Annotated in this window: 22 protein-coding genes; 5 read left to right on the top strand and 17 right to left on the bottom strand. The window is 40.0% G+C overall.

Features of this window, described 5'->3' with window-relative positions; all coding sequences use genetic code 11:
• Together LBQ60_01290 and LBQ60_01295 are read left to right on the top strand one after the other, a co-directional pair.
• A partial coding sequence (locus LBQ60_01290; protein ID MDR2036536.1) for a helix-turn-helix transcriptional regulator occupies window positions 1–408 on the top strand: 408 nt, incomplete at its 5' end.
• Window positions 409–424: 16 nt separating this feature from the next.
• Complete coding sequence (locus LBQ60_01295) at window positions 425–1,057, top strand: NAD(P)H-binding protein (GenBank protein ID MDR2036537.1); 633 nt, start codon at window positions 425–427, stop codon at window positions 1,055–1,057.
• Window positions 1,058–1,063: 6 nt separating this feature from the next.
• On the opposite strand, the gene LBQ60_01300 is transcribed toward LBQ60_01295, so the two are convergent.
• From LBQ60_01300 to LBQ60_01320, 5 genes are all read right to left on the bottom strand, one after another.
• Window positions 1,064–1,549: a YdeI/OmpD-associated family protein gene (locus LBQ60_01300; GenBank protein MDR2036538.1), complete on the bottom strand. Its 486-nt coding sequence runs from the start codon at window positions 1,547–1,549 to the stop codon at window positions 1,064–1,066.
• Between the two features lie 42 nt (window positions 1,550–1,591).
• Window positions 1,592–1,888, bottom strand: a complete 297-nt coding sequence (locus tag LBQ60_01305) for a hypothetical protein (protein MDR2036539.1) — start codon at window positions 1,886–1,888, stop codon at window positions 1,592–1,594.
• Window positions 1,889–2,078: 190 nt separating this feature from the next.
• Window positions 2,079–2,462, bottom strand: coding sequence for a hypothetical protein (locus LBQ60_01310; GenBank protein ID MDR2036540.1), 384 nt, complete (start codon window positions 2,460–2,462; stop codon window positions 2,079–2,081).
• A gap of 202 nt (window positions 2,463–2,664) precedes the next feature.
• On the bottom strand, window positions 2,665–2,997 hold the full coding sequence (locus tag LBQ60_01315) for a hypothetical protein (GenBank protein ID MDR2036541.1): 333 nt from the start codon (window positions 2,995–2,997) through the stop codon (window positions 2,665–2,667).
• An 89-nt stretch (window positions 2,998–3,086) separates the two neighbouring features.
• Window positions 3,087–3,647, bottom strand: coding sequence for a TetR/AcrR family transcriptional regulator (locus LBQ60_01320; protein ID MDR2036542.1), 561 nt, complete (start codon window positions 3,645–3,647; stop codon window positions 3,087–3,089).
• Window positions 3,648–3,931: 284 nt separating this feature from the next.
• On the opposite strand from LBQ60_01320, the gene LBQ60_01325 reads away from it, so the two are divergent.
• Window positions 3,932–4,432, top strand: coding sequence for a GyrI-like domain-containing protein (locus LBQ60_01325; GenBank protein MDR2036543.1), 501 nt, complete (start codon window positions 3,932–3,934; stop codon window positions 4,430–4,432).
• A 141-nt stretch (window positions 4,433–4,573) separates the two neighbouring features.
• Here the strand turns inward: LBQ60_01325 and LBQ60_01330 are convergent, their stop codons facing one another.
• The 3 genes from LBQ60_01330 to LBQ60_01340 form a co-directional block, all read right to left on the bottom strand.
• Entirely contained in the window at window positions 4,574–6,166 is a 1,593-nt protein-coding gene (locus tag LBQ60_01330) for an ATP-binding cassette domain-containing protein (protein MDR2036544.1), read from the bottom strand.
• 431 nt (window positions 6,167–6,597) lie between these two features.
• A complete protein-coding gene (locus LBQ60_01335) occupies window positions 6,598–7,023 on the bottom strand; it encodes a hypothetical protein (GenBank protein ID MDR2036545.1) in 426 nt (141 codons plus the stop codon).
• Window positions 7,024–7,145: 122 nt separating this feature from the next.
• Window positions 7,146–7,988, bottom strand: a complete 843-nt coding sequence (locus LBQ60_01340; protein ID MDR2036546.1) for a histidinol-phosphatase — start codon at window positions 7,986–7,988, stop codon at window positions 7,146–7,148.
• Between the two features lie 288 nt (window positions 7,989–8,276).
• On the opposite strand from LBQ60_01340, the gene LBQ60_01345 reads away from it, so the two are divergent.
• Together LBQ60_01345 and hisA are read left to right on the top strand one after the other, a co-directional pair.
• Window positions 8,277–9,140, top strand: coding sequence for an RNA polymerase sigma factor RpoD/SigA (locus tag LBQ60_01345; protein MDR2036547.1), 864 nt, complete (start codon window positions 8,277–8,279; stop codon window positions 9,138–9,140).
• A 106-nt stretch (window positions 9,141–9,246) separates the two neighbouring features.
• Window positions 9,247–9,972: a 1-(5-phosphoribosyl)-5-[(5-phosphoribosylamino)methylideneamino]imidazole-4-carboxamide isomerase gene (hisA, locus tag LBQ60_01350; protein MDR2036548.1), complete on the top strand. Its 726-nt coding sequence runs from the start codon at window positions 9,247–9,249 to the stop codon at window positions 9,970–9,972.
• Between the two features lies 1 nt (window position 9,973).
• On the opposite strand, the gene LBQ60_01355 is transcribed toward hisA, so the two are convergent.
• From LBQ60_01355 to LBQ60_01395, 9 genes are all read right to left on the bottom strand, one after another.
• A complete protein-coding gene (locus LBQ60_01355) occupies window positions 9,974–11,119 on the bottom strand; it encodes a hypothetical protein (GenBank protein ID MDR2036549.1) in 1,146 nt (381 codons plus the stop codon).
• Between the two features lie 157 nt (window positions 11,120–11,276).
• Complete coding sequence (locus tag LBQ60_01360; GenBank protein ID MDR2036550.1) at window positions 11,277–11,750, bottom strand: WbuC family cupin fold metalloprotein; 474 nt, start codon at window positions 11,748–11,750, stop codon at window positions 11,277–11,279.
• Window positions 11,750–12,313, bottom strand: coding sequence for a hypothetical protein (locus tag LBQ60_01365; protein ID MDR2036551.1), 564 nt, complete (start codon window positions 12,311–12,313; stop codon window positions 11,750–11,752). The genes LBQ60_01360 and LBQ60_01365 overlap by 1 nt, the downstream gene beginning before the upstream one ends.
• A 6-nt stretch (window positions 12,314–12,319) precedes the next feature.
• Window positions 12,320–14,212, bottom strand: a complete 1,893-nt coding sequence (locus LBQ60_01370; GenBank protein ID MDR2036552.1) for an AMP-binding protein — start codon at window positions 14,210–14,212, stop codon at window positions 12,320–12,322.
• Between the two features lie 178 nt (window positions 14,213–14,390).
• A complete protein-coding gene (gene nqrF / locus LBQ60_01375; GenBank protein MDR2036553.1) occupies window positions 14,391–15,647 on the bottom strand; it encodes an NADH:ubiquinone reductase (Na(+)-transporting) subunit F in 1,257 nt (418 codons plus the stop codon).
• Window positions 15,648–15,696: 49 nt separating this feature from the next.
• Window positions 15,697–16,314 carry an NADH:ubiquinone reductase (Na(+)-transporting) subunit E gene (gene nqrE, locus LBQ60_01380; protein ID MDR2036554.1) on the bottom strand — a complete coding sequence of 206 codons (618 nt, stop codon included), beginning with the start codon at window positions 16,312–16,314 and terminating at the stop codon, window positions 15,697–15,699.
• Between the two features lie 22 nt (window positions 16,315–16,336).
• Complete coding sequence (locus tag LBQ60_01385) at window positions 16,337–16,963, bottom strand: NADH:ubiquinone reductase (Na(+)-transporting) subunit D (protein ID MDR2036555.1); 627 nt, start codon at window positions 16,961–16,963, stop codon at window positions 16,337–16,339.
• A gap of 2 nt (window positions 16,964–16,965) precedes the next feature.
• Window positions 16,966–17,670: an NADH:ubiquinone reductase (Na(+)-transporting) subunit C gene (gene nqrC, locus LBQ60_01390; GenBank protein MDR2036556.1), complete on the bottom strand. Its 705-nt coding sequence runs from the start codon at window positions 17,668–17,670 to the stop codon at window positions 16,966–16,968.
• A 13-nt stretch (window positions 17,671–17,683) separates the two neighbouring features.
• On the bottom strand, window positions 17,684–18,003 hold a 320-nt coding region (locus LBQ60_01395; protein ID MDR2036557.1), incomplete at its 5' end, for an RnfABCDGE type electron transport complex subunit D.

An 18,003-nucleotide genomic window follows, 5' to 3' on the forward strand; every position in this document is an offset into this window, starting at 1 on the left:
CTGGAACTGTTGCTCAATTACAGTGAACGGTTTTACCATCGTCAGTTTATCACGCGTAAGGCTGTAAATAACGATATCCTTACCCGTATGGAACACCTCCTGAATAACTATTTCGATAAGGAAAAAGGATTGGAGGAAGGATTGCCTACGGTACAATTTCTGGCTGATCAACTGAATGTCACACCCGGCTATCTCAGCGACCTGCTGCGTAACCTCACCGGACTGAATGCCCAGCAGCATATCCATGAAAAACTGATTGAAAAGGCAAAAGAATACCTGACTACAGGGAACCTGTCTGTTGCAGAAATAGCTTATCACCTGGGATTTGAGCATCCTCAATCGTTCAGTAAGATATTCCGTAAGAAAACCAGCCTCAGTCCCCGGGAATATAAACAATCTCTTAACTAAGGAAATAATCTAAGGTATGAAAATAGCAGTTGTAGGTGCAACAGGCCTCACTGGAGGTGCTGTTACAGAACTTGCTTTGAGTAAAGGATATGAAGTTGTTGCCGTTGCAAGAAATCCCCGGAAAATACATCCGGCAGAACGCCTGACGGCCGTCGAAGGGAATGTGATGGATGCCACATCGCTTGTTGCCGCCTTTAAAGGAGTCGATGCTGTGATCAGTTGTTTTGGACCTACCGGTGGCCGGAATCCGGTTACACTCATGTCTGAAGGAACAGCAAATATCACGGCAGCCTGTGCCAAAGCAGATGTGAGGAAGCTGGTGATGATGAGCGGCATTCTTCAAAGTGACGGCAAAGAGCTTTCCCTTATTAACCGCTTTCTTATAAAGATCATACGGCTGTTTTATTATCGGATTTACAGGGATAAGATCATTGCTGAAAAGACGCTGCAAAACAGTGGGCTTGACTGGGTGATTGTAAGGCCGGCAGGACTGAGTAAAACGCAAGGGGATGGAGATTATAGAGCTGGTTACAAAGCACGGATATCCCCTTTTAAACCTTTGTCTTATATGGATTGTGCAGCTTTTCTGTTACGGACCATAACGAAAAAAGAGTGGAATAAAAAGATCATTCATGTAGGAAAATTATAATTTAAACTATTGCCTTTTCTTACCCTGAAAGTTTTCGCCATTCTGTATCATGATCATCATTCTGGCAATCCGGTCGACTTTCGTTTGCTCCGTTTTTGCCGAATAGATCCAATCGATAAAAGCTTTTTTCTCTCCGTCACCATATGTTTCAAATTTCTCAGAAACGCCATCTTCATACTTCATGCATAAGATCAATTCTTCCGGAATTTCAGTAGGTGTATTGTCCTCATAAATAATAATGTGCACAGTATCACCGGCCTGTTTATTTATTTTTTTCCTTAGTGGCGAACTGACAGCTAAGAATAAATGGCTATTTCCAAGGGGCATCAGGCGGACATTAGAAAATTCATGACTATCTATCCTGCCCTTTACCTTCAACATTCCGAAAGGTGCCCTGGACATAGGTATTTCGGGTATCTCAGCATAAGTCCATCCTCCCTTTCCTTCAAACTTCTGTAATAAATAGTCTTTATCTACCAATGATTCTTCCATCTTTATTTTCTGTTCTGTCGATTAACAAAGAAATATTTTCTATCAATCGGATAATCTCACCCATGCGATCAGCTCGCTATCCCTGCCGCCGCAACCATAACAGAAAACAGCGATCATGGTTTCGTCAGCAGCGACGCCATAACACTTTTCGTTATTTGAAATTTCAACCTGAACAGCCAGATACCTTTTATTATCATCCAGAATTTTGCCTGTTTTCCCATTAGGCAAAACACTTTCCAGATTTATATAATCGCCGTTTAATTCTTCAAAATGGTCCACCTTTTCAAGTTCAGGTATACCAAGTGTTTTAAGCCGTGAAATGATTTTGCCTTCTACCATATTTTCTGATTTAGTTCTTCTATTCCTATACAAAGATAAATGTTATTTCCTTTCCATTTCAATCATACAAATGGAACAACCTACACCTATCTTATTGATAACAAACCCGATACGTCAAAATCGACAAATTGAACTTTCAATCAGCATTTGATAAAGGAGTAGCCTATCAAGTGCTATTTTTAAATCGCCTTTAATTCAATCTTTTATTAAATGCCGGTATCAAAAATAAAATGGTCCCGAGTAAAAAGATAACGGTCAATACATATAGGACCGGACTATCTATTCTTAAAAAAATAAATTGTTGTATGGTCCGGATAAACCAAAAACCTGATGTGCCTATCAAAAACCATTTCCCTAATTTCGTCGATCTGAGCTCGGTCGGAAAAACAAAACAAATCACAGCTGTAAGAATAAAGTAGTAAATGATTTGAATGTTTAAGATTTGCATGATTCCACTATTTACAATGGTTAATTTATTCAATTCACTGTCCCACTTCCATAGCTTCCAGAATCCGGAATGAAAAAAAGCAAAGGCCATGTTATAAAGTCCGCCTAAAAAAATTATTGTTTTCATGTGAATAAAATTTGATTTTCAATGGTCACATGGAACCTTTAGCTCATCGATTCCATTTAATTCGTTTAATATATCGATAATACGCCATAGATAATCATTACGGTGGATGAACGGTAATGTTCATGGCTATTTCATCTTATCTTTTTTTAGTATTATTCATTGCGACACTGCCACCAAATTGATATTAGCGGTGGTTGTTTATTCAAATCGTTTCATTTGTTTTCCATTTTTTTAATCCGCCGAGCAGAAACAGAAGTCCGATAAGCACTGCGATCAACGAATAAATTGTCTCTAATATAGAGCCTGTTTGCTGGAAAATAAGTCCGCCAACTCCCCGGAACAAATAAATTCCTGCAATTATAAAAACCGCAGGTTTTAATAATGGTAGTTTTCTGATTATGTTGTCCGCTGAAAGCCCATACAAGCCAAAAACACCAAAGATCATTGCAACAAAGATTGTCAATAAATAAGGTAATGCTGAATGAAGCTGAGCAAGACGGGCCATTTCTGTCCCAATACCGGTTATTTCAAACATTTTCCCAGCACATAATAGTCCGACAATATGTCCGACAGCAATGAAAATATTTATATATCCACCAAGTTTTAGCATAGTTTTCCGATATTCTATTTTTGATTATTTCTGTCACGAAGTTTTTGAAGTTTATTATCGCGAAAAACAAAATACAGATTTTTAAAATCCTCTTGTGAAATATTGGGTTTTAATTGTTGTACGCCGATCATTGTACCATATTCAAGTGTAGCATAATTCTCTGCTTCTTTTGCTCCCATTCCTATTTGCTTATTTAAACTGATCAGGTAATCCAAGCGCATATTATCAACATCTTGCATATATCGCCGTACTATTTCATTTGAAAAACTCCATGCACGGATTACCTGTTCTGCTTTCTGTGAAACTGATGATGCAAGGTCATTCAGCCTGATAAATTTTTCATCTATCTTAACCATCATATCGGTAGCCCTGATGAGATTAACAGTGTTCTTTTCCAGCCAATATTTCATCAAAGCTTCGATATATCCATCAATATTCCTGAAGTGATGGTAAAATGATCCTTTAGTGATTTGTAAAAGAAAACAAAGGTTATCAATGGTTACCTTTTGGAAACCATCATTCGCTAATACTTTCAGGCCTTCTTCAAGCCATGCGGCCTTTTCTAACTTTTTCATTTTGTATCGATATCTTTGCATACCATACTGTATGGTATGCAAAGATATTGTGTTTTCCTGAAATATGATATATTAAATCATGATTTATTACAAATATCTGATCAGATAAACGCATGTCAAACACAATAGACTATCAGTCAGAGACATTTACTCCCTCAGGTTATATGTAATTTTATGTAAGTATGGTTTCTACTTTTCGTCACTTCTCAGGCTTCATTTTTAAACCGGAGATGTTCCGATTTTTTCTACCTTTAGCAGATAAACAATCCTAAAAAACTCAAATTATGGCAGAAGTCATCAAAACATATATAGAAAAAGTTCCTGCACAACAGTTTATCGGAATCAGTTACTCATCAAAAGACCGGGATGAAAAACTAACGTTTGGTGCAAAATGGACAGAATGGATGGAAAAAGGATATTTTGACACCATCCTGAAAGCCAATCCGGATATGGCTTCGGATGGAACCACTTATGCATGTATGCGGATGACTGATAACGGCAATGATATTGATTACCGGATTGGGCTGGTGGCTCCCGAAGATGCACAGGTCCCGGAAGGGTTCAGCAGTATTGACCTGCCTGCCGGAGAATTGGGCGTATGCTGGTTCAGGGGTAATAGTCAAAAAAATGATATTTACCTTGAACAAGACAAATGCGCCAAAGCACTAACGGATAAAGGTTTTACCATTCACCCGGGTTCGTTCTTTTTTGAACGTTATGTACCCGAACGGTTTACAGAAGATCAAAACGAAAATGTGATCCTGGATGTTTGTTTGCTGAGTTGACCACTGAATCTGAAGCCATTATCTTTATTTTGCCGGTTAATAGAGACGTCCATGTAACCAGTTAAGGAAAAGTCCTGCTCCAATTCCCTTGTTATAGGAAGCATGTTAAAACAGGACTTTTGCTATACTTAACCATATGGCTCAGTTCAGTTGAATATTCCTGTCCACACCTATTTCCTCTAAAAAGTATTTATCATGGGAAACTACCAATACCGTACCCGAATATTCATTGATAGCAGATCTTAATATCTCAATGTTCTGAATATCCAGATTATTGGTCGGCTCGTCCAATATAAAGAGATCAGGTGCATGATTGCTGATCATCAGGCAGCACAAAACCAACCGCATTTTCTCTCCCCCGCTCAACACATTACACGGTTTATTCCAAAAATCCTTATTGAACAGATACCTGTTTAACCGGGTTTTTACCTCATGTTCCGGTAATGCATCCCGGTTATACAATTGTCCCTGTTCATAAACGGTCAGATGATTTTGTACCAGCGAATAATCCTGATCAATATACACAGCATTGAATTTTGATCGCTTCAATGTTCCCGATGTTGGCTGAAGTTCACCCAAAATGATTTTGATCAAAGTGGTTTTTCCCGATCCGTTTTTTCCTTCTATATGGATGCGTTCTCCGCTTTTGATCTGAAAATTAAGCGCTTCATGCCACAATGGATGTGGTCCATAAGCAAAATTGATGTCCTGGGCTGTGACTAAAATCTTTCCGGAATGAAGTGAAGCATCCTCAAAATCCATTTTCATGATCCTGTTTGATGGAAGCTTCTGCTGTACTTGCTTCAATTCATCGCCGATCCCTTCTATCTTATGAGTATGGATGCCTTTTAATTTTGCCGTACTTTTCTCGGCTTTCCCCTTTAGCTTATCCATTAACGCAGGCAGGGCATTCTCTTTTTCCTTTCTTTTCTGTCCCCTGACATTTTGTTTTTCCTTACGTTCAAGTGCTTCTCTTGCCGTCTTTTTAGCCAGCCTGAGTTGCTTTTCTTTTTCATTCACCTGATTCAATAAAGCATTCAGTTGTTCTTCTTTACGTGCTTTATAAAATTCATAATTTCCCCCGTATATCACGATCTCTTCCTTTTCCAGTTCATAAATGGGATGCAGAAGGTTCAGTAATGTACGGTCATGGCTGACCACCATCATGGTACAGGGAGTAGATTCCATCCAACGATATAAACTATCCCTGCTGCTGGTATCCAAATGATTGGTCGGTTCATCGAGTAATATTATTTCCGGCTGATGAATATTGGTTCCGGAAAGAAAAACTTTAGTTTTTTCACCGCCGCTCAGATCTTTCATTTTTTGTGTGAATGAGATATCCTTAAGCCCCCATTCGGAAAGGGCCGCGTAACATCTTTCTTCGATACTCCAATCATCATTCAGTACAGAGAGAGACTCATCAGACACATTGCCATCCAGGATATGATAGAAAGCCTCCAGTTTTTTATCAACACGTAAAGCTTCTGCAACCGTCATCTCATCAAACTGTCCGAAATGCTGAGGTATATAATAGGGTTCAGAAGAGACTTTTACAGTTCCCTGGGCAGGTGTCAGGATTCCGGCAATGATTTTTAAAAGTGTGGATTTTCCTGATCCGTTATTTCCGATCAAGGCAATTTTATCCCGCTCCTGTACAGTAAAACTAATATTATGAAATAGGTTTTCCCTATCAGGATGTAGATAGGTGATATTTTGGACTATGATACTCATCATTTTTCTTTTTGAAGGTTGAAAACTCCGATAAAACAAACTCTACCGCTTTTTAATCTTCATACAAGATAAAAGCCGATACGATAAAAACTAAAAATGTATTTTTGGATTCATAAGGGAGATGTTGCCGATAGACAACTGAAAATATTGATAAGAAATAAGTATTCACCGGGCAAATGTCCCGGCATTCTTTGTATGTACTATTTCTTGATCAAGATCACATCTTCCCTCCTATTTATTAATGGGCTAGTAATTTCAACTACAAAATTAACTATTTTTTTGATTGTTAATCAAAAACCATACAAATTTTTAAAGTGTTGGGTAATTAGTTCTGCCTTAGCAAAAAGAATTCGGGATTTCTGTGTATGCCGAATAATCAAAGAAAGCTATCCGGAACCGGATAGCTTTCTTTGATTATTCCTGAAGCAAGATCATGCAACCACCCAAAGGAGGGATGCAATGATCTGCCAAATTCCTAATATTATTGCGATAATACCCAGATTTCCCTGTAAAGGAACGAGCTTTTTTAATAATTGTTCCCCCTTTTCTGCAGCTGTCGGGTTCTTCGACAATACATATTTGCTGATCATTCCATAACCGAGTATAAAGCCCAGGGAAGCCTCTACTGCAGCTACCAATAACCAGGTCAACCAATAAACAGGAATTTTTGAAAGCAATCCTATATTGATTATACAATCAATGATTCCCCATAATCCGAAAATGGCAAATACTAACCCTATCCAACCCTGGTAAGGAGCGACCTTATCAAATAACTCCTTTGCGTCTGGCCTTTTCGATAATAACAATGAAGGAACGGCCAAAAGGCCCAGTAAAATAAGTGTGATTCCGTAGATCATAATTAAATATATTTAAGTAATACTAATAAAATAATGACATATTTTATAACCGTAATCAATTTGATCAATGCGATTTTAGAAAACAAAAAAAGCACTGAGTGCTTTTTTTAAGAAATTGATTATTATAACAACGGAATATCTGTCCATTGTTTATTTTTAAATATCCGCACTGTGCGGTATCCTGTTTCCTTTAAGGTTGCTACTGCCTGGTCAAAACCATAATCAAGCATCCCGGCCGCATGAGCATCCGAACTGATGGTGACCGGAATATTCATTTGATACATTTCCTTAATGACCCACTTTCCGGGATAAAAGTCATTGGTATTGCCTTTTTGCATACCACGGGTATTGATCTCTACCACACAATCCGAAGCTGCGATCTCTTCCAATGTATTCATCACCTGCTCTTTAAAATAAGGGTGGGTTTCCGGGATCATACAACCCGGTCGATATTGTATTTTTATTTTATCCATGTGTCCAATAATATCCGGTTTCATGGTACGTACCATATTCCTCGTGTTTTCGAAATACCAGCGGATAGGAAGCAACGGATCGTTTCCGGCAATCTCTTTCCACCCCGTAAGGAATTCATCATGTGGACCATCAATACACCAACCGGTACCGTCTGCATAAGTCCCGATAAAATGTATGGATCCGATGATATAGTCCCATGAATAACCGGAATATAGCTCACGTGTCTGTTCCATCTTATCCGGAAAGAAGTCGGCTTCAAGGCCACAGTATATTTCCAGATGATCCATATAGTTTTCTTTGAGATGCTGAATCTCAGCATGATAATCTTTTACAGATGACAATGGTAAAGTCCAGGAAGTGGGAAAAAGAACCGGTGCATGAGCAGAAAAACCCAGAATAGAAAAATTTTTCCCGATTGCTTCTTCAATATAGTTTACTGCTGAAGCTTTCCCATCACAAAAAAAAGTATGGGTATGGTAATTGGTTTTCATTGGAAGTTCCCCTTTTTTGATTTAAGGGTATACGTAACTATCCTGCTTTTGTTTCGTTTGCCATCCATTGAAGTGACATCATAATATAACAGTATTTATTTTTTCAAATAACCGGTTTCACTAATTCTCCATACCCGCATAAACAAAGGCAAAGCGCGTATTTTTCTCTTACCCAAAACTTTATCGGTTGGTATAAAATTGATTAATTAAAACTTTTTTCAAAATCATACGTATAAGTTAATATAGATAAGTAACCGTTTTTTCATTTGAAATAGATACTTTAAAAAAATGAGACAATTAAAAATTTCCCAACAGATCACTTCACGTTCGGAATTGTCACTAGATAAATACTTATCAGATATTTCAAAACTTCAATTAATATCTGTTGAAGAAGAAGTGGCTCTTTCACAGCGTGTAAGGGCTGGAGACATGGAAGCACTGAAAAAAATAGTCCAAGCAAATCTACGGTTTGTCGTATCGGTATCCAAACAATACCAAAACCTTGGATTGAGCCTTCCCGATTTAATCAATGAAGGAAATGTAGGCTTAATCAAGGCGGCTCAACGATTTGACGAAACCAGAGGTTTTCGTTTTATATCGTATGCCGTATGGTGGATCAGGCAATCAATCATCCAGGCTCTGGCTGAACAATCAAGAACCATCAGACTACCATCCCACCAGATTACAAGTCTGAAAAAATTACAGAAGGTGGCTATGGCCCTGGAACAGGAATATGAACGGGAACCAACGATCTCTGAGATTTCATCAGCAGCAGACCAGCAACCGGAAGAAGTAAAGTCATTGATGTCCATGTCAGGTCATGCATTATCTCTTGATGCCCCGGTGGCTCAGGATGAAGCTACCAGTATGTGCGATCTGATGACTGATACGGACAGTGCGAGCCCGGATAATGAACTGGAACTGGAATCCCTTTGTGATGAAGTCAACAGGGCTTTAAATTCCCTTCCCCAACGTGAAGCAATGGTCATCCGCATGTTCTTCGGGTTAAACGGCTATCATCAGCATGGAGTGGATGATATCGCCCATACGATGGATATCAGTGCCGCACTTGTAAGAAGGCTTAAAGACAGGGCATTGTCCAGGTTAAGAACACCGAAACGGGCAAGGATATTAAAGGATTACCTGGAATAATCTTCGGAAAAGCGGACGAATATGGGAAGAGAGTTTAACCGCAATTATCCCAACAGGAACAATTTTGATTAATTTTGCATTTTGAAATACACTTGTTAAAATGCATATGATTGATATTATTCCTGCTATAGATCTGATTGATGGAAAATGCGTCCGGCTGACACAGGGCGATTACACGAAGAAAACCATTTATAACGAAGACCCGCTGGAAGTTGCCCGGCGTTTCGAAGAAGCCGGTATACAGCGATTGCATCTCGTGGACCTCGATGGAGCCAAAGCACAGCATATTGTCAACCACAAAGTATTGTATCAAATAGCTTCCCGGACATCATTGACCATAGACTTTGGCGGAGGATTAAAAACCAATGATGATTTACGGATAGCTTTTGAAAATGGAGCTTCCATGATCACGGGAGGAAGTATTGCCGTAAAAAATCCTGAAATCTTTATGCAATGGATCCATTTGTACGGACCGGAAAAGATCATCCTGGGTGCTGATGCTAAAGATGGAAAGATCGCAGTAAGCGGGTGGACGGAAACAGTATCACTGGAACTCTCTTCGTTTATCGGGAATTATCAGGAGAAAGGGATCAGTCAGGTCATCTGTACGGACATTGGACGTGACGGAATGATGCAAGGGCCTGCTATCGAATTGTATACTAATTTGCTGGAACAATTTCCCGGATTATATCTGGTCGCCAGTGGTGGAGTCAGTTGCATGGATGATATTTATGCATTACAGGAGGCCGGCATTCCGGCTGTTATTACCGGAAAGGCTATTTATGAAGGGAAAATCACGCTGAAGGATCTATCCAAGCTGGCCCAGCCCTAATTTATCCTGATTTCATGACCAATGCCGCATTACATCCGCCAAATCCGGATGCGGTCTTCAAGACATAACGCAGATTCGCTTTTTGTGTTATTTGGGTTACGTTTAATGGAAGCACTGTCCCGGGGGTATCAAATCCAAGTGTCCGGAATAAAGTTTGCTTTTTTAAAGAACAGGCAGCCGCTATGCATTCCATGATACCTGCGGCCCCTAATGTATGCCCCCAGTAGCCTTTCAGGCTGTACACCGGTTTCCCGGAAAGCCGGGTACGATCGAAAGCATGGGCTTCCATATCATCATTATAAACAGTTGCTGTTCCATGCGCACAAACGGCATCTATATCCGAATGATTTATTCCCAGCCGGTATAATGTGTTTTCAATTGCTGAAGCAAGTCCGGCACCGGTTCTGTCCGGAGCCGAAATATGAACGGCATCGGTAGACATACTACCCCCACAGATACAAACTGCCCGATCTTCTCCGGAATATGTACTCAAAATCATGGTTGCACACCCCTCTCCTAAAGTCAATCCTTTCCGTTCTTTATCATAAGGTTTGCATGCCTGGTCACTCAATGCACGAAAGGAGTTAAACCCGGATATAACGAATGGTGATGCAACATCCCCGCCTGTGACTACCGCATGATCATACAATCCTGTGCGCAACATACGTGCTGCTGCTTCAATTGCCAGAACTCCGGAAATACAGGCATTAGATATGACAACAGCATGATTGGGATTCCCAAAATAACTCCGGATACGTTCACCCAGACACCACAACATGGTTTGGGAATTGTCCGTCATATCAGGCAACAAATCAACATTTCCCTTAGTGGTTGATACCACAAACACACACCGGCTACCGGAAATATTCAGATCCGACTCTTTCAAAGCATCCGTAACGGATACCAATATCATTTTCTCCAAGCGGGTATAGGTATCAGGTATCAAAAAAGAAGCGGACAACTCTTCCAGAACAACATCATTTACCAGAGATAATGGGATTTGTCCGTCAGGAATATACCCATTCCGAACCATATGAATACCGGTATGCTCCTGAAATAACTGATCCATATTATCTGCAGTGGTATAACCCAATGAACTGATAATATTACTGGAAGCCAGATAAACGGTACGATTTATTTTATCCATAAAAATAATAATCCTGATTCTGGTGATCACACAAAAGTAACAGGATAAGTTTGATTGTTCAAGTATAAAATAATATTCTTCCAGCCAAGAACAGAACCATAAAAACAAAAATCATTGAAACGAACAGATATGAATAAATCAACTAATAAACAACAGGTTAATTTTTCCCGTATTTTCTGATCAGGTTTTCCTGGTATTCCTTACATCCTTCCGTCCCTTCTTCAGGTGCCCATTCTGCAAAATTCTTATCATTCAGGGGAGAATACGGACCATCCTTTACTTCATATACGACTGTTCCTTCTTCCAGTGGGATGATACAATGAAAGATGCGGGGCGCTATTTCAGCACCATAGGTACCCTTCCTCGCTTCCAGTACGGTATGGGAAGTTACTCGACCATGATCGTCAAATTCCAGTACCAGTACTTTTCCCCGTAATACAATAAATGCTTCGCACTTATCCGGATTTTCATGTTTATGAGGCCGGATATAAGTTTCCGGTTCCAGACAATTCAACATTCTTTGCAACGGATCATCCAGCTGCGGGTGGAAGTTATAGTTCATCCGTTTCCGGGGAGATAGTTTTGCTTTCCGGGTAACATCATTCAATAATTCTTCGTTGATAATGATCATTATTTTGGGTGATTAAATTTATTCTTCTGTGAACGAAAAAAGGACAGGAAGCTTTTGTTATAATTACAATAATATATGGCAAAGGCATATATTACCGTATATATCAGTATCATTGGAATAACTCCTCCTGCCTGTAATAGTGGTGCATAGAAGATCATCAATACCAAACAGGCTGCAACACAAAGACCCCATAACACTGTCATCAATAACTTTGCCCATTCTTTGCCTTTAAAAATCAGGTAATAGAAGATTATTTCCAACATTATCCTGATCATGTCCGCCATAAAACCTTTTAGAAAACCGCCTAATGGATAAGGTCGTAAAAAAAGAACTGTTATGAAGGAGATACCGATTAATGTGTAAAATACACGTAATGTTCTTCTCCGGGCAATATCAATTATTTCTTCTTCAGGATCAATGATTTCATGACTCTGAATATAAGCCGGACAATGTTCTTCAAAATCAGGGATGTTACCGGTCAGGAAACAGACAATACCTTCTTTTTTATCTGGCTCGCCGTTTCGGCAGGTTTTACAGAGATCAATCCGTTCTTTATGATCCATGTCCGGTTACAATGAACTTAGATTCTCTTCATTTATGATATTTTTCCCATCTGGCGTATAAAGGTATTCGATCCGCTTAACATACCGTTCTGCTATTTTTCCCCTGACTATTTTCATGGTACTATTCATTAACTGGTTCTGTTCGGTGAATGCCTCAGGCAGTATACCGATAGCTGCCGGTAGCCAACGATCGGGAAATTTATCAGAATATGTACCGCCTTTTTTATACTGATTCACTTCTTCCTGAATCAGGTTCAATGCTTTTTCTTTCCCTTCTGTTGTGTTCCAGTCCAAATCATGTGACTTCACATATTCTTTCAGGGCCTCTTTATTGGGTACGACCAAAGCAACGGTGTAGGGATCCTGGTTGTTGTACAACATCATCTGGTCGATGTAACGGGAATTGGTCGCTATTTCTTCTTCAATCCCTTCCGGACTATATTTCTCCCCATCGCTGCTGATCAAAAGGCTTTTGAAGCGTCCTGTAACATATAAAAATCCATCCTTATCCATATATCCCATATCACCGGTATAAAGCCATCCGTCACGAATGGTCTCAGCTGTTGCCGCAGGGTTTTTCCAATATCCGGCCATCACGTTTTCACCACGAATAACAATTTCCCCTTTTTCTCCCAATGGGAGTTCTTTTCCTTCCGAATCACAAATCTTCAAATCCATCGGTTTTACCAGTGCGCCGGAAGAACCCAACTTATGCTTTTCAAGTGAGTTGGAAGAAATAACCGGAGTGGCCTCTGATAATCCATATCCCTGAAACATAGGAACTCCTAAGGCATAATAAAACCGTTGCATCTGTATATCCAGCAAGGCACCTCCGCCAATGAAAAAGGCAAGATTCCCACCAAAAACCTGACGGATCTTCGAGAACAATATTTTATCATATAGTACGATCAACGGTTTCTTCCAGAATTGTGTCCATCCACCTTTGTTGTATCCTTCTTTATTATATGAATAGGATATATTCAGCGCATGATTGAATAATTTCCACATCAGTTTTCCTTTGGCTTTAACACCTGCCTCTATATTTTTCCTGAAATTTTTCGCCAGGGATGGAACGCTCAGCAATACATGGGGCTTTGTTTCCCTGATGTTGATAGGGATATTTTTAAGTGTTTCCATAGGTGTTTTACCGGTTTTGACGGTGGCAACACTTGCCCCATAAGCCATGAATGTATAGAAACCGGCCACATGTGCAAAACAATGATCCAATGGAAGGATAATCAACGTCTTATAAGACGGAGGAATAGAGATCAGTGACATGGCCTGTTCCACATTGGCCGTATAATTTCTGTGTGTGAGTATAATTCCTTTGGGATCTGCGGTAGTGCCCGATGTATAACTGATATTGGCGAAATCACTTCCTTTGATCCCGGAACTGACCGTATTAACATATCCAGGGTCAGCTGCTAATTTTTTATCCCCCATTTGATACAGTTCCTCCGCAGATATTTCATTTCCCTGGTAGACCTGCTGTTCATCAAGTACAATAATCTTTTCAACCAAAGAGAGTTCACCTGCAATAGCACGTATTTTAGGTAACTGGTTTCCGGAAACCATAATGTATTTTGATTCGGAATGCTGAATTCTAAATATCAAATCATTCCGTTCTTCCAGCTTTATGGACAATGGAACATTTACCGCTCCTGTATGCAGGATGGCTAATTCCCCGATAATCCAGTCATTTCTTCCTTCGGAAAGTAATGCGATTTTATCGTCTGTTTTTAACCCGAGTACTAATAACCCGGCGGCTAACCTTTGTACCTGTTCTTTGGTTTGCTGGTAAGTAAAAGGTTCGAATTGTCCGGTTTTCTTTTCCCATAAGAAAGGATGATCGTTGTATTTAGCTACGCTTTCTTCAAAAAGTTGAATAATTGTCTTCATATCCAATACTATTTAATTACAAAATGACACCTCCCAATCAAAACAAAAATAAAAAAATTAATTCAGATACCCAAAACCCGGGAAATATGTCAGAGAAAGCCTGTCCTTCTCAATCAATAAAAAAAGCCACCGGGAGTTCCGATAGCTTTTCAATTCTCTTAAAAACCTGCTATTTTAATTAACCAAAATCATCAAATGCCAACATTTCCTTCGGTACACCAAGATCGTCAAGCATTTTGATTACTGCCGCAGCCATAGGTCCGGGGCCGCACATGTAGTATTCGATATCTTCGGGAGCCTCATGCCTGCTCAGGTAATTGTCATAAATTACCTGATGGATAAAGCCTGTATAACCTGTCCAATTATCTTCCGGGCGGGGTTCGCTCAAGGCGATATTGAATGTGAAATTCGGGAATTTCTTTTCAATGGCACGGAAATCTTCTTCATAGAAAATCTCACCTTTCGAACGGGCACCATACCAGTACGATACTTTCCTGTCAGTTGTTTTCAAGGTATGGAACAGGTGGAACAGATGCGAACGCAGAGGAGCCATACCTGCGCCACCACCGATATACAACATTTCACGTTTGGTATCCTTGATGAAGAATTCCCCGTAAGGTCCGGAAACCATCACCTTATCACCCGGTTTCAGGGAGAAAATATATGACGAGCAGATGCCCGGAGGCACATTTGCCCAGTTGTTTTTAGCCCTATCCCAGGGAGGAGTGGCAATACGGATGTTCAGCATCACGATGTTCCCTTCTGCAGGATGGTTGGCCATGGAATAAGCACGGTAGGTTTCTTCCGTATTGTTCATTTTAAGATCCCACAGTTTAAATTTATCCCATTCGGGACGGAAACGATCTTCCACATCGATATTCTTAAATTCCATACTATATTTAGGTACATCAATCTGGATATATCCACCCGACTTAAAGTTCAGGGTTTCTCCTTCAGGCAGTTTTACCACAAATTCCTTGATGAAAGAAGCCACATTACGATTCGATACGACTTCACATTCCCATTTCTTGATCCCCAAGACTTCTTCAGGAACCTGTATTTTCATATCGCTACGTACTTTTACCTGACATCCCAAACGCCAATCCTGTTGTATCTGTTTGCGGGTAAAAAACCCGACTTCTGTAGGTAAAATGCTCCCACCACCTTCTGTTACCTGGCATTTACACATTCCACAGGTTCCGCCTCCGCCACATGCTGACGGCAAAAATATTTTCTGTCCTGACAAGGTGGCCAACAAAGATGAACCCGGAGATGCCTCTATTTTTTCTTCTCCATTAATATCAATGGTAACATTACCCTGGGGCAGTAATTTTTTCTTGGCAAACAGCAAAATCGTTACCAAGAACAATATCACAATAAGAAATAATGCCATACTGATACCTATGGTGGTCAATTGTGAGGCTAACAAAATCATTGTCTGATAAATATTATATTGTTATTATTTTCTATTGATTTTCAATCAATTATATCTTAATCCCTAAAAAGCTCATAAAAGCAATCCCCATCAATCCTGTGATGATGAAAGTAATGCCCAGTCCACGAAGGGGTTTCGGAATCTGCGAATAACTGGTCTTTTCCCGGATCGCTGCCAGGCCGATAATAGCCAACCACCAGCCGATACCGGAACCTAAAGCAAAAGAAGTTGCTTCGCCGATATTGGAATATTCGCGTTCCTGCATGAAAAGAGAAGCTCCCATAATGGCGCAGTTTACCGCAATCAGGGGAAGGAAAATTCCTAATGATGAGTACAGGGAAGGAGAAAATTTTTCCACCACCATTTCCACTAATTGAACAATGGATGCAATAACTGCGATAAACATGATAAAACTCAGAAAGCTAAGGTCGACATCTGCCATCGATGGGTTAAGCCAACTGAGCGCTCCGGCTTTTAACACGTAATTTTCGAGCAGATAATTGACCGGTACAGTGATCAATAACACAAATGTTACCGCCAGACCTAAGCCCATTGATGTCTTTACAGTTTTGGATACCGCCAGGTAAGAACACATACCCAGAAAGTATGCAAAAATCATGTTATCGACAAAAATCGACTTGATAAATATGCTAAACAGATTTTCCATTTCTAATAATATGCTAAGTCAATTATTTTACTTCTTCTTTTGTATAGGCGCGTTGTATCCAGATAATCACCCCTACTATAATCAGGGCCATAGGTGGAAGGATCATCAGGCCATTATCACGGTAACCGAAATTATAAACAGCCTCGGGAATGATCTGGTATCCCAACAAAGCTCCCGAACCAAACAATTCACGGAAAAAAGCGACTATAACCAATATCAGTCCGTACCCGGCACCGTTTCCTATACCATCTAACAAAGAAGGAATAGGTTTGTTTGCCATGGCAAAGGCCTCGAGACGTCCCATAAGGATACAGTTGGTGATGATCAAACCCACAAATACTGATAGCTGTTTACTTACTTCGTAGGCATAGGCTTTCAGTATCTGGTCGACAATAATTACCAATGCCGCAATCACCACCAGTTGTACAATGATACGAATACTATTGGGGATATAATTACGTAAAAGTGAGATAACAAAGTTCGAACATCCTGTAACAGCAGTTACAGATATAGCCATGACCAAAGCAGGCTCTAACTTGACGGTTACCGCTAATGCCGAACAAATACCCAATACCTGTATGGTCACCGGATTATCTTTCCAGATGGGCTCTAACAACGGTTTTAATTTCTTTGATGAAAAAACACTCATCTTTAGTTCGATTTATGTTGTGAAAAATAGGTTTGATATGGTTCAAGACTGTTTTTTAACATGTCCTGCAATCCTTTACTGGTAATGGTTCCGCCAGATATGGCATCTACCGTATGATTATCGGGTGTGTATGTTCCCGGTTTTTCCACTTTTACCGATACGAATTTACTGGAAGAGTCAAAAATCTGCTTATTGACAAATTGCTGCTGGAATCCTGAAGTATTGATTTCTGCCCCTAATCCTGGTGTTTCTCCACTATGGTCAAAATTAACCCCGTAGATGGTGCTCATATCATTATCCAATGCTACATTGCCCCAGATAGGTCCCCATAGTCCGGTTCCTCTTACAGGAATTACGATGTACGATTTCCCATCTTTTTCAGCTATATATATGGGCAACAACCGCTCGTCCACAGGTTTCTGGTTTTGTTTTTTCAAATCAATATCCTTGGCTATTTCTCCTTCAACAATAGAACCGTTGGATTTGATCACAACACTTTGCTTGATGTATTTGTTGTATTTGGCTTCTGCATCTTCGGCGGTCGATTCTACCTGTAAAGCAGAGAGAATGTTGCGCTGACGTTCTATTTCCACATTTTTATCCTGCAAAGGCTTCAGAGTGAGCGCAGTAAATGAAAGCGCCGCAGCAACAATCAGTACCAGTGCCGATGAGAACAGGAAAATGTATAAATTACTGAAATTTTTCATTTTCGTATAAATATTATGCTTTTACACTTACTCGTTTCAACCTTCTCTTGATATTGGCTTCTACCACATAGTGGTCGATCAAAGGAGCGAAAGTATTCATCAACAGGATGGCCAGCATCATTCCTTCAGGATATGCCGGATTAAGCACCCGGATAAGCACGGCCATAAACCCGATCAAAAATCCATAGATCCATTTTCCTGTATTAGTATGCGAACCCGTGACCGGATCGGTAGCCATAAACACCGCCCCGAAAGCAAAACCACCCATCAGGAAGTGATAATAAAACGGCAATTCCATATAAGGGTTAGCTCCCCAAAGGTTGAACAACAAAC

It is taken from the genome of Bacteroidales bacterium (assembly GCA_031275285.1).
GTDB lineage: Bacteria > Bacteroidota > Bacteroidia > Bacteroidales > UBA4181 > JAIRLS01.

Coding starts and splice junctions, on each gene's coding strand:
- LBQ60_01300 (MDR2036538.1), bottom strand. CDS start 1,549: ATGGAAGAATCATTGGTAGATAAAGACTATTTATTACAGAAGTTTGAA.
- LBQ60_01330 (MDR2036544.1), bottom strand. CDS start 6,166: ATGAGTATCATAGTCCAAAATATCACCTATCTACATCCTGATAGGGAA.
- nqrE (MDR2036554.1), bottom strand. CDS start 16,314: ATGGAAAATCTGTTTAGCATATTTATCAAGTCGATTTTTGTCGATAAC.
- LBQ60_01385 (MDR2036555.1), bottom strand. CDS start 16,963: ATGAGTGTTTTTTCATCAAAGAAATTAAAACCGTTGTTAGAGCCCATC.
- LBQ60_01345 (MDR2036547.1), top strand. CDS start 8,277: ATGAGACAATTAAAAATTTCCCAACAGATCACTTCACGTTCGGAATTG.
- LBQ60_01320 (MDR2036542.1), bottom strand. CDS start 3,647: ATGAAAAAGTTAGAAAAGGCCGCATGGCTTGAAGAAGGCCTGAAAGTA.
- LBQ60_01310 (MDR2036540.1), bottom strand. CDS start 2,462: ATGAAAACAATAATTTTTTTAGGCGGACTTTATAACATGGCCTTTGCT.
- hisA (MDR2036548.1), top strand. CDS start 9,247: ATGATTGATATTATTCCTGCTATAGATCTGATTGATGGAAAATGCGTC.
- LBQ60_01370 (MDR2036552.1), bottom strand. CDS start 14,212: ATGAAGACAATTATTCAACTTTTTGAAGAAAGCGTAGCTAAATACAAC.
- LBQ60_01360 (MDR2036550.1), bottom strand. CDS start 11,750: ATGATCATTATCAACGAAGAATTATTGAATGATGTTACCCGGAAAGCA.
- LBQ60_01295 (MDR2036537.1), top strand. CDS start 425: ATGAAAATAGCAGTTGTAGGTGCAACAGGCCTCACTGGAGGTGCTGTT.
- LBQ60_01305 (MDR2036539.1), bottom strand. CDS start 1,888: ATGGTAGAAGGCAAAATCATTTCACGGCTTAAAACACTTGGTATACCT.
- LBQ60_01340 (MDR2036546.1), bottom strand. CDS start 7,988: ATGAAAACCAATTACCATACCCATACTTTTTTTTGTGATGGGAAAGCT.
- LBQ60_01335 (MDR2036545.1), bottom strand. CDS start 7,023: ATGATCTACGGAATCACACTTATTTTACTGGGCCTTTTGGCCGTTCCT.
- LBQ60_01325 (MDR2036543.1), top strand. CDS start 3,932: ATGGCAGAAGTCATCAAAACATATATAGAAAAAGTTCCTGCACAACAG.
- LBQ60_01355 (MDR2036549.1), bottom strand. CDS start 11,119: ATGGATAAAATAAATCGTACCGTTTATCTGGCTTCCAGTAATATTATC.
- nqrF (MDR2036553.1), bottom strand. CDS start 15,647: ATGATTTTGTTAGCCTCACAATTGACCACCATAGGTATCAGTATGGCA.
- LBQ60_01365 (MDR2036551.1), bottom strand. CDS start 12,313: ATGGATCATAAAGAACGGATTGATCTCTGTAAAACCTGCCGAAACGGC.
- LBQ60_01315 (MDR2036541.1), bottom strand. CDS start 2,997: ATGTTTGAAATAACCGGTATTGGGACAGAAATGGCCCGTCTTGCTCAG.
- nqrC (MDR2036556.1), bottom strand. CDS start 17,670: ATGAAAAATTTCAGTAATTTATACATTTTCCTGTTCTCATCGGCACTG.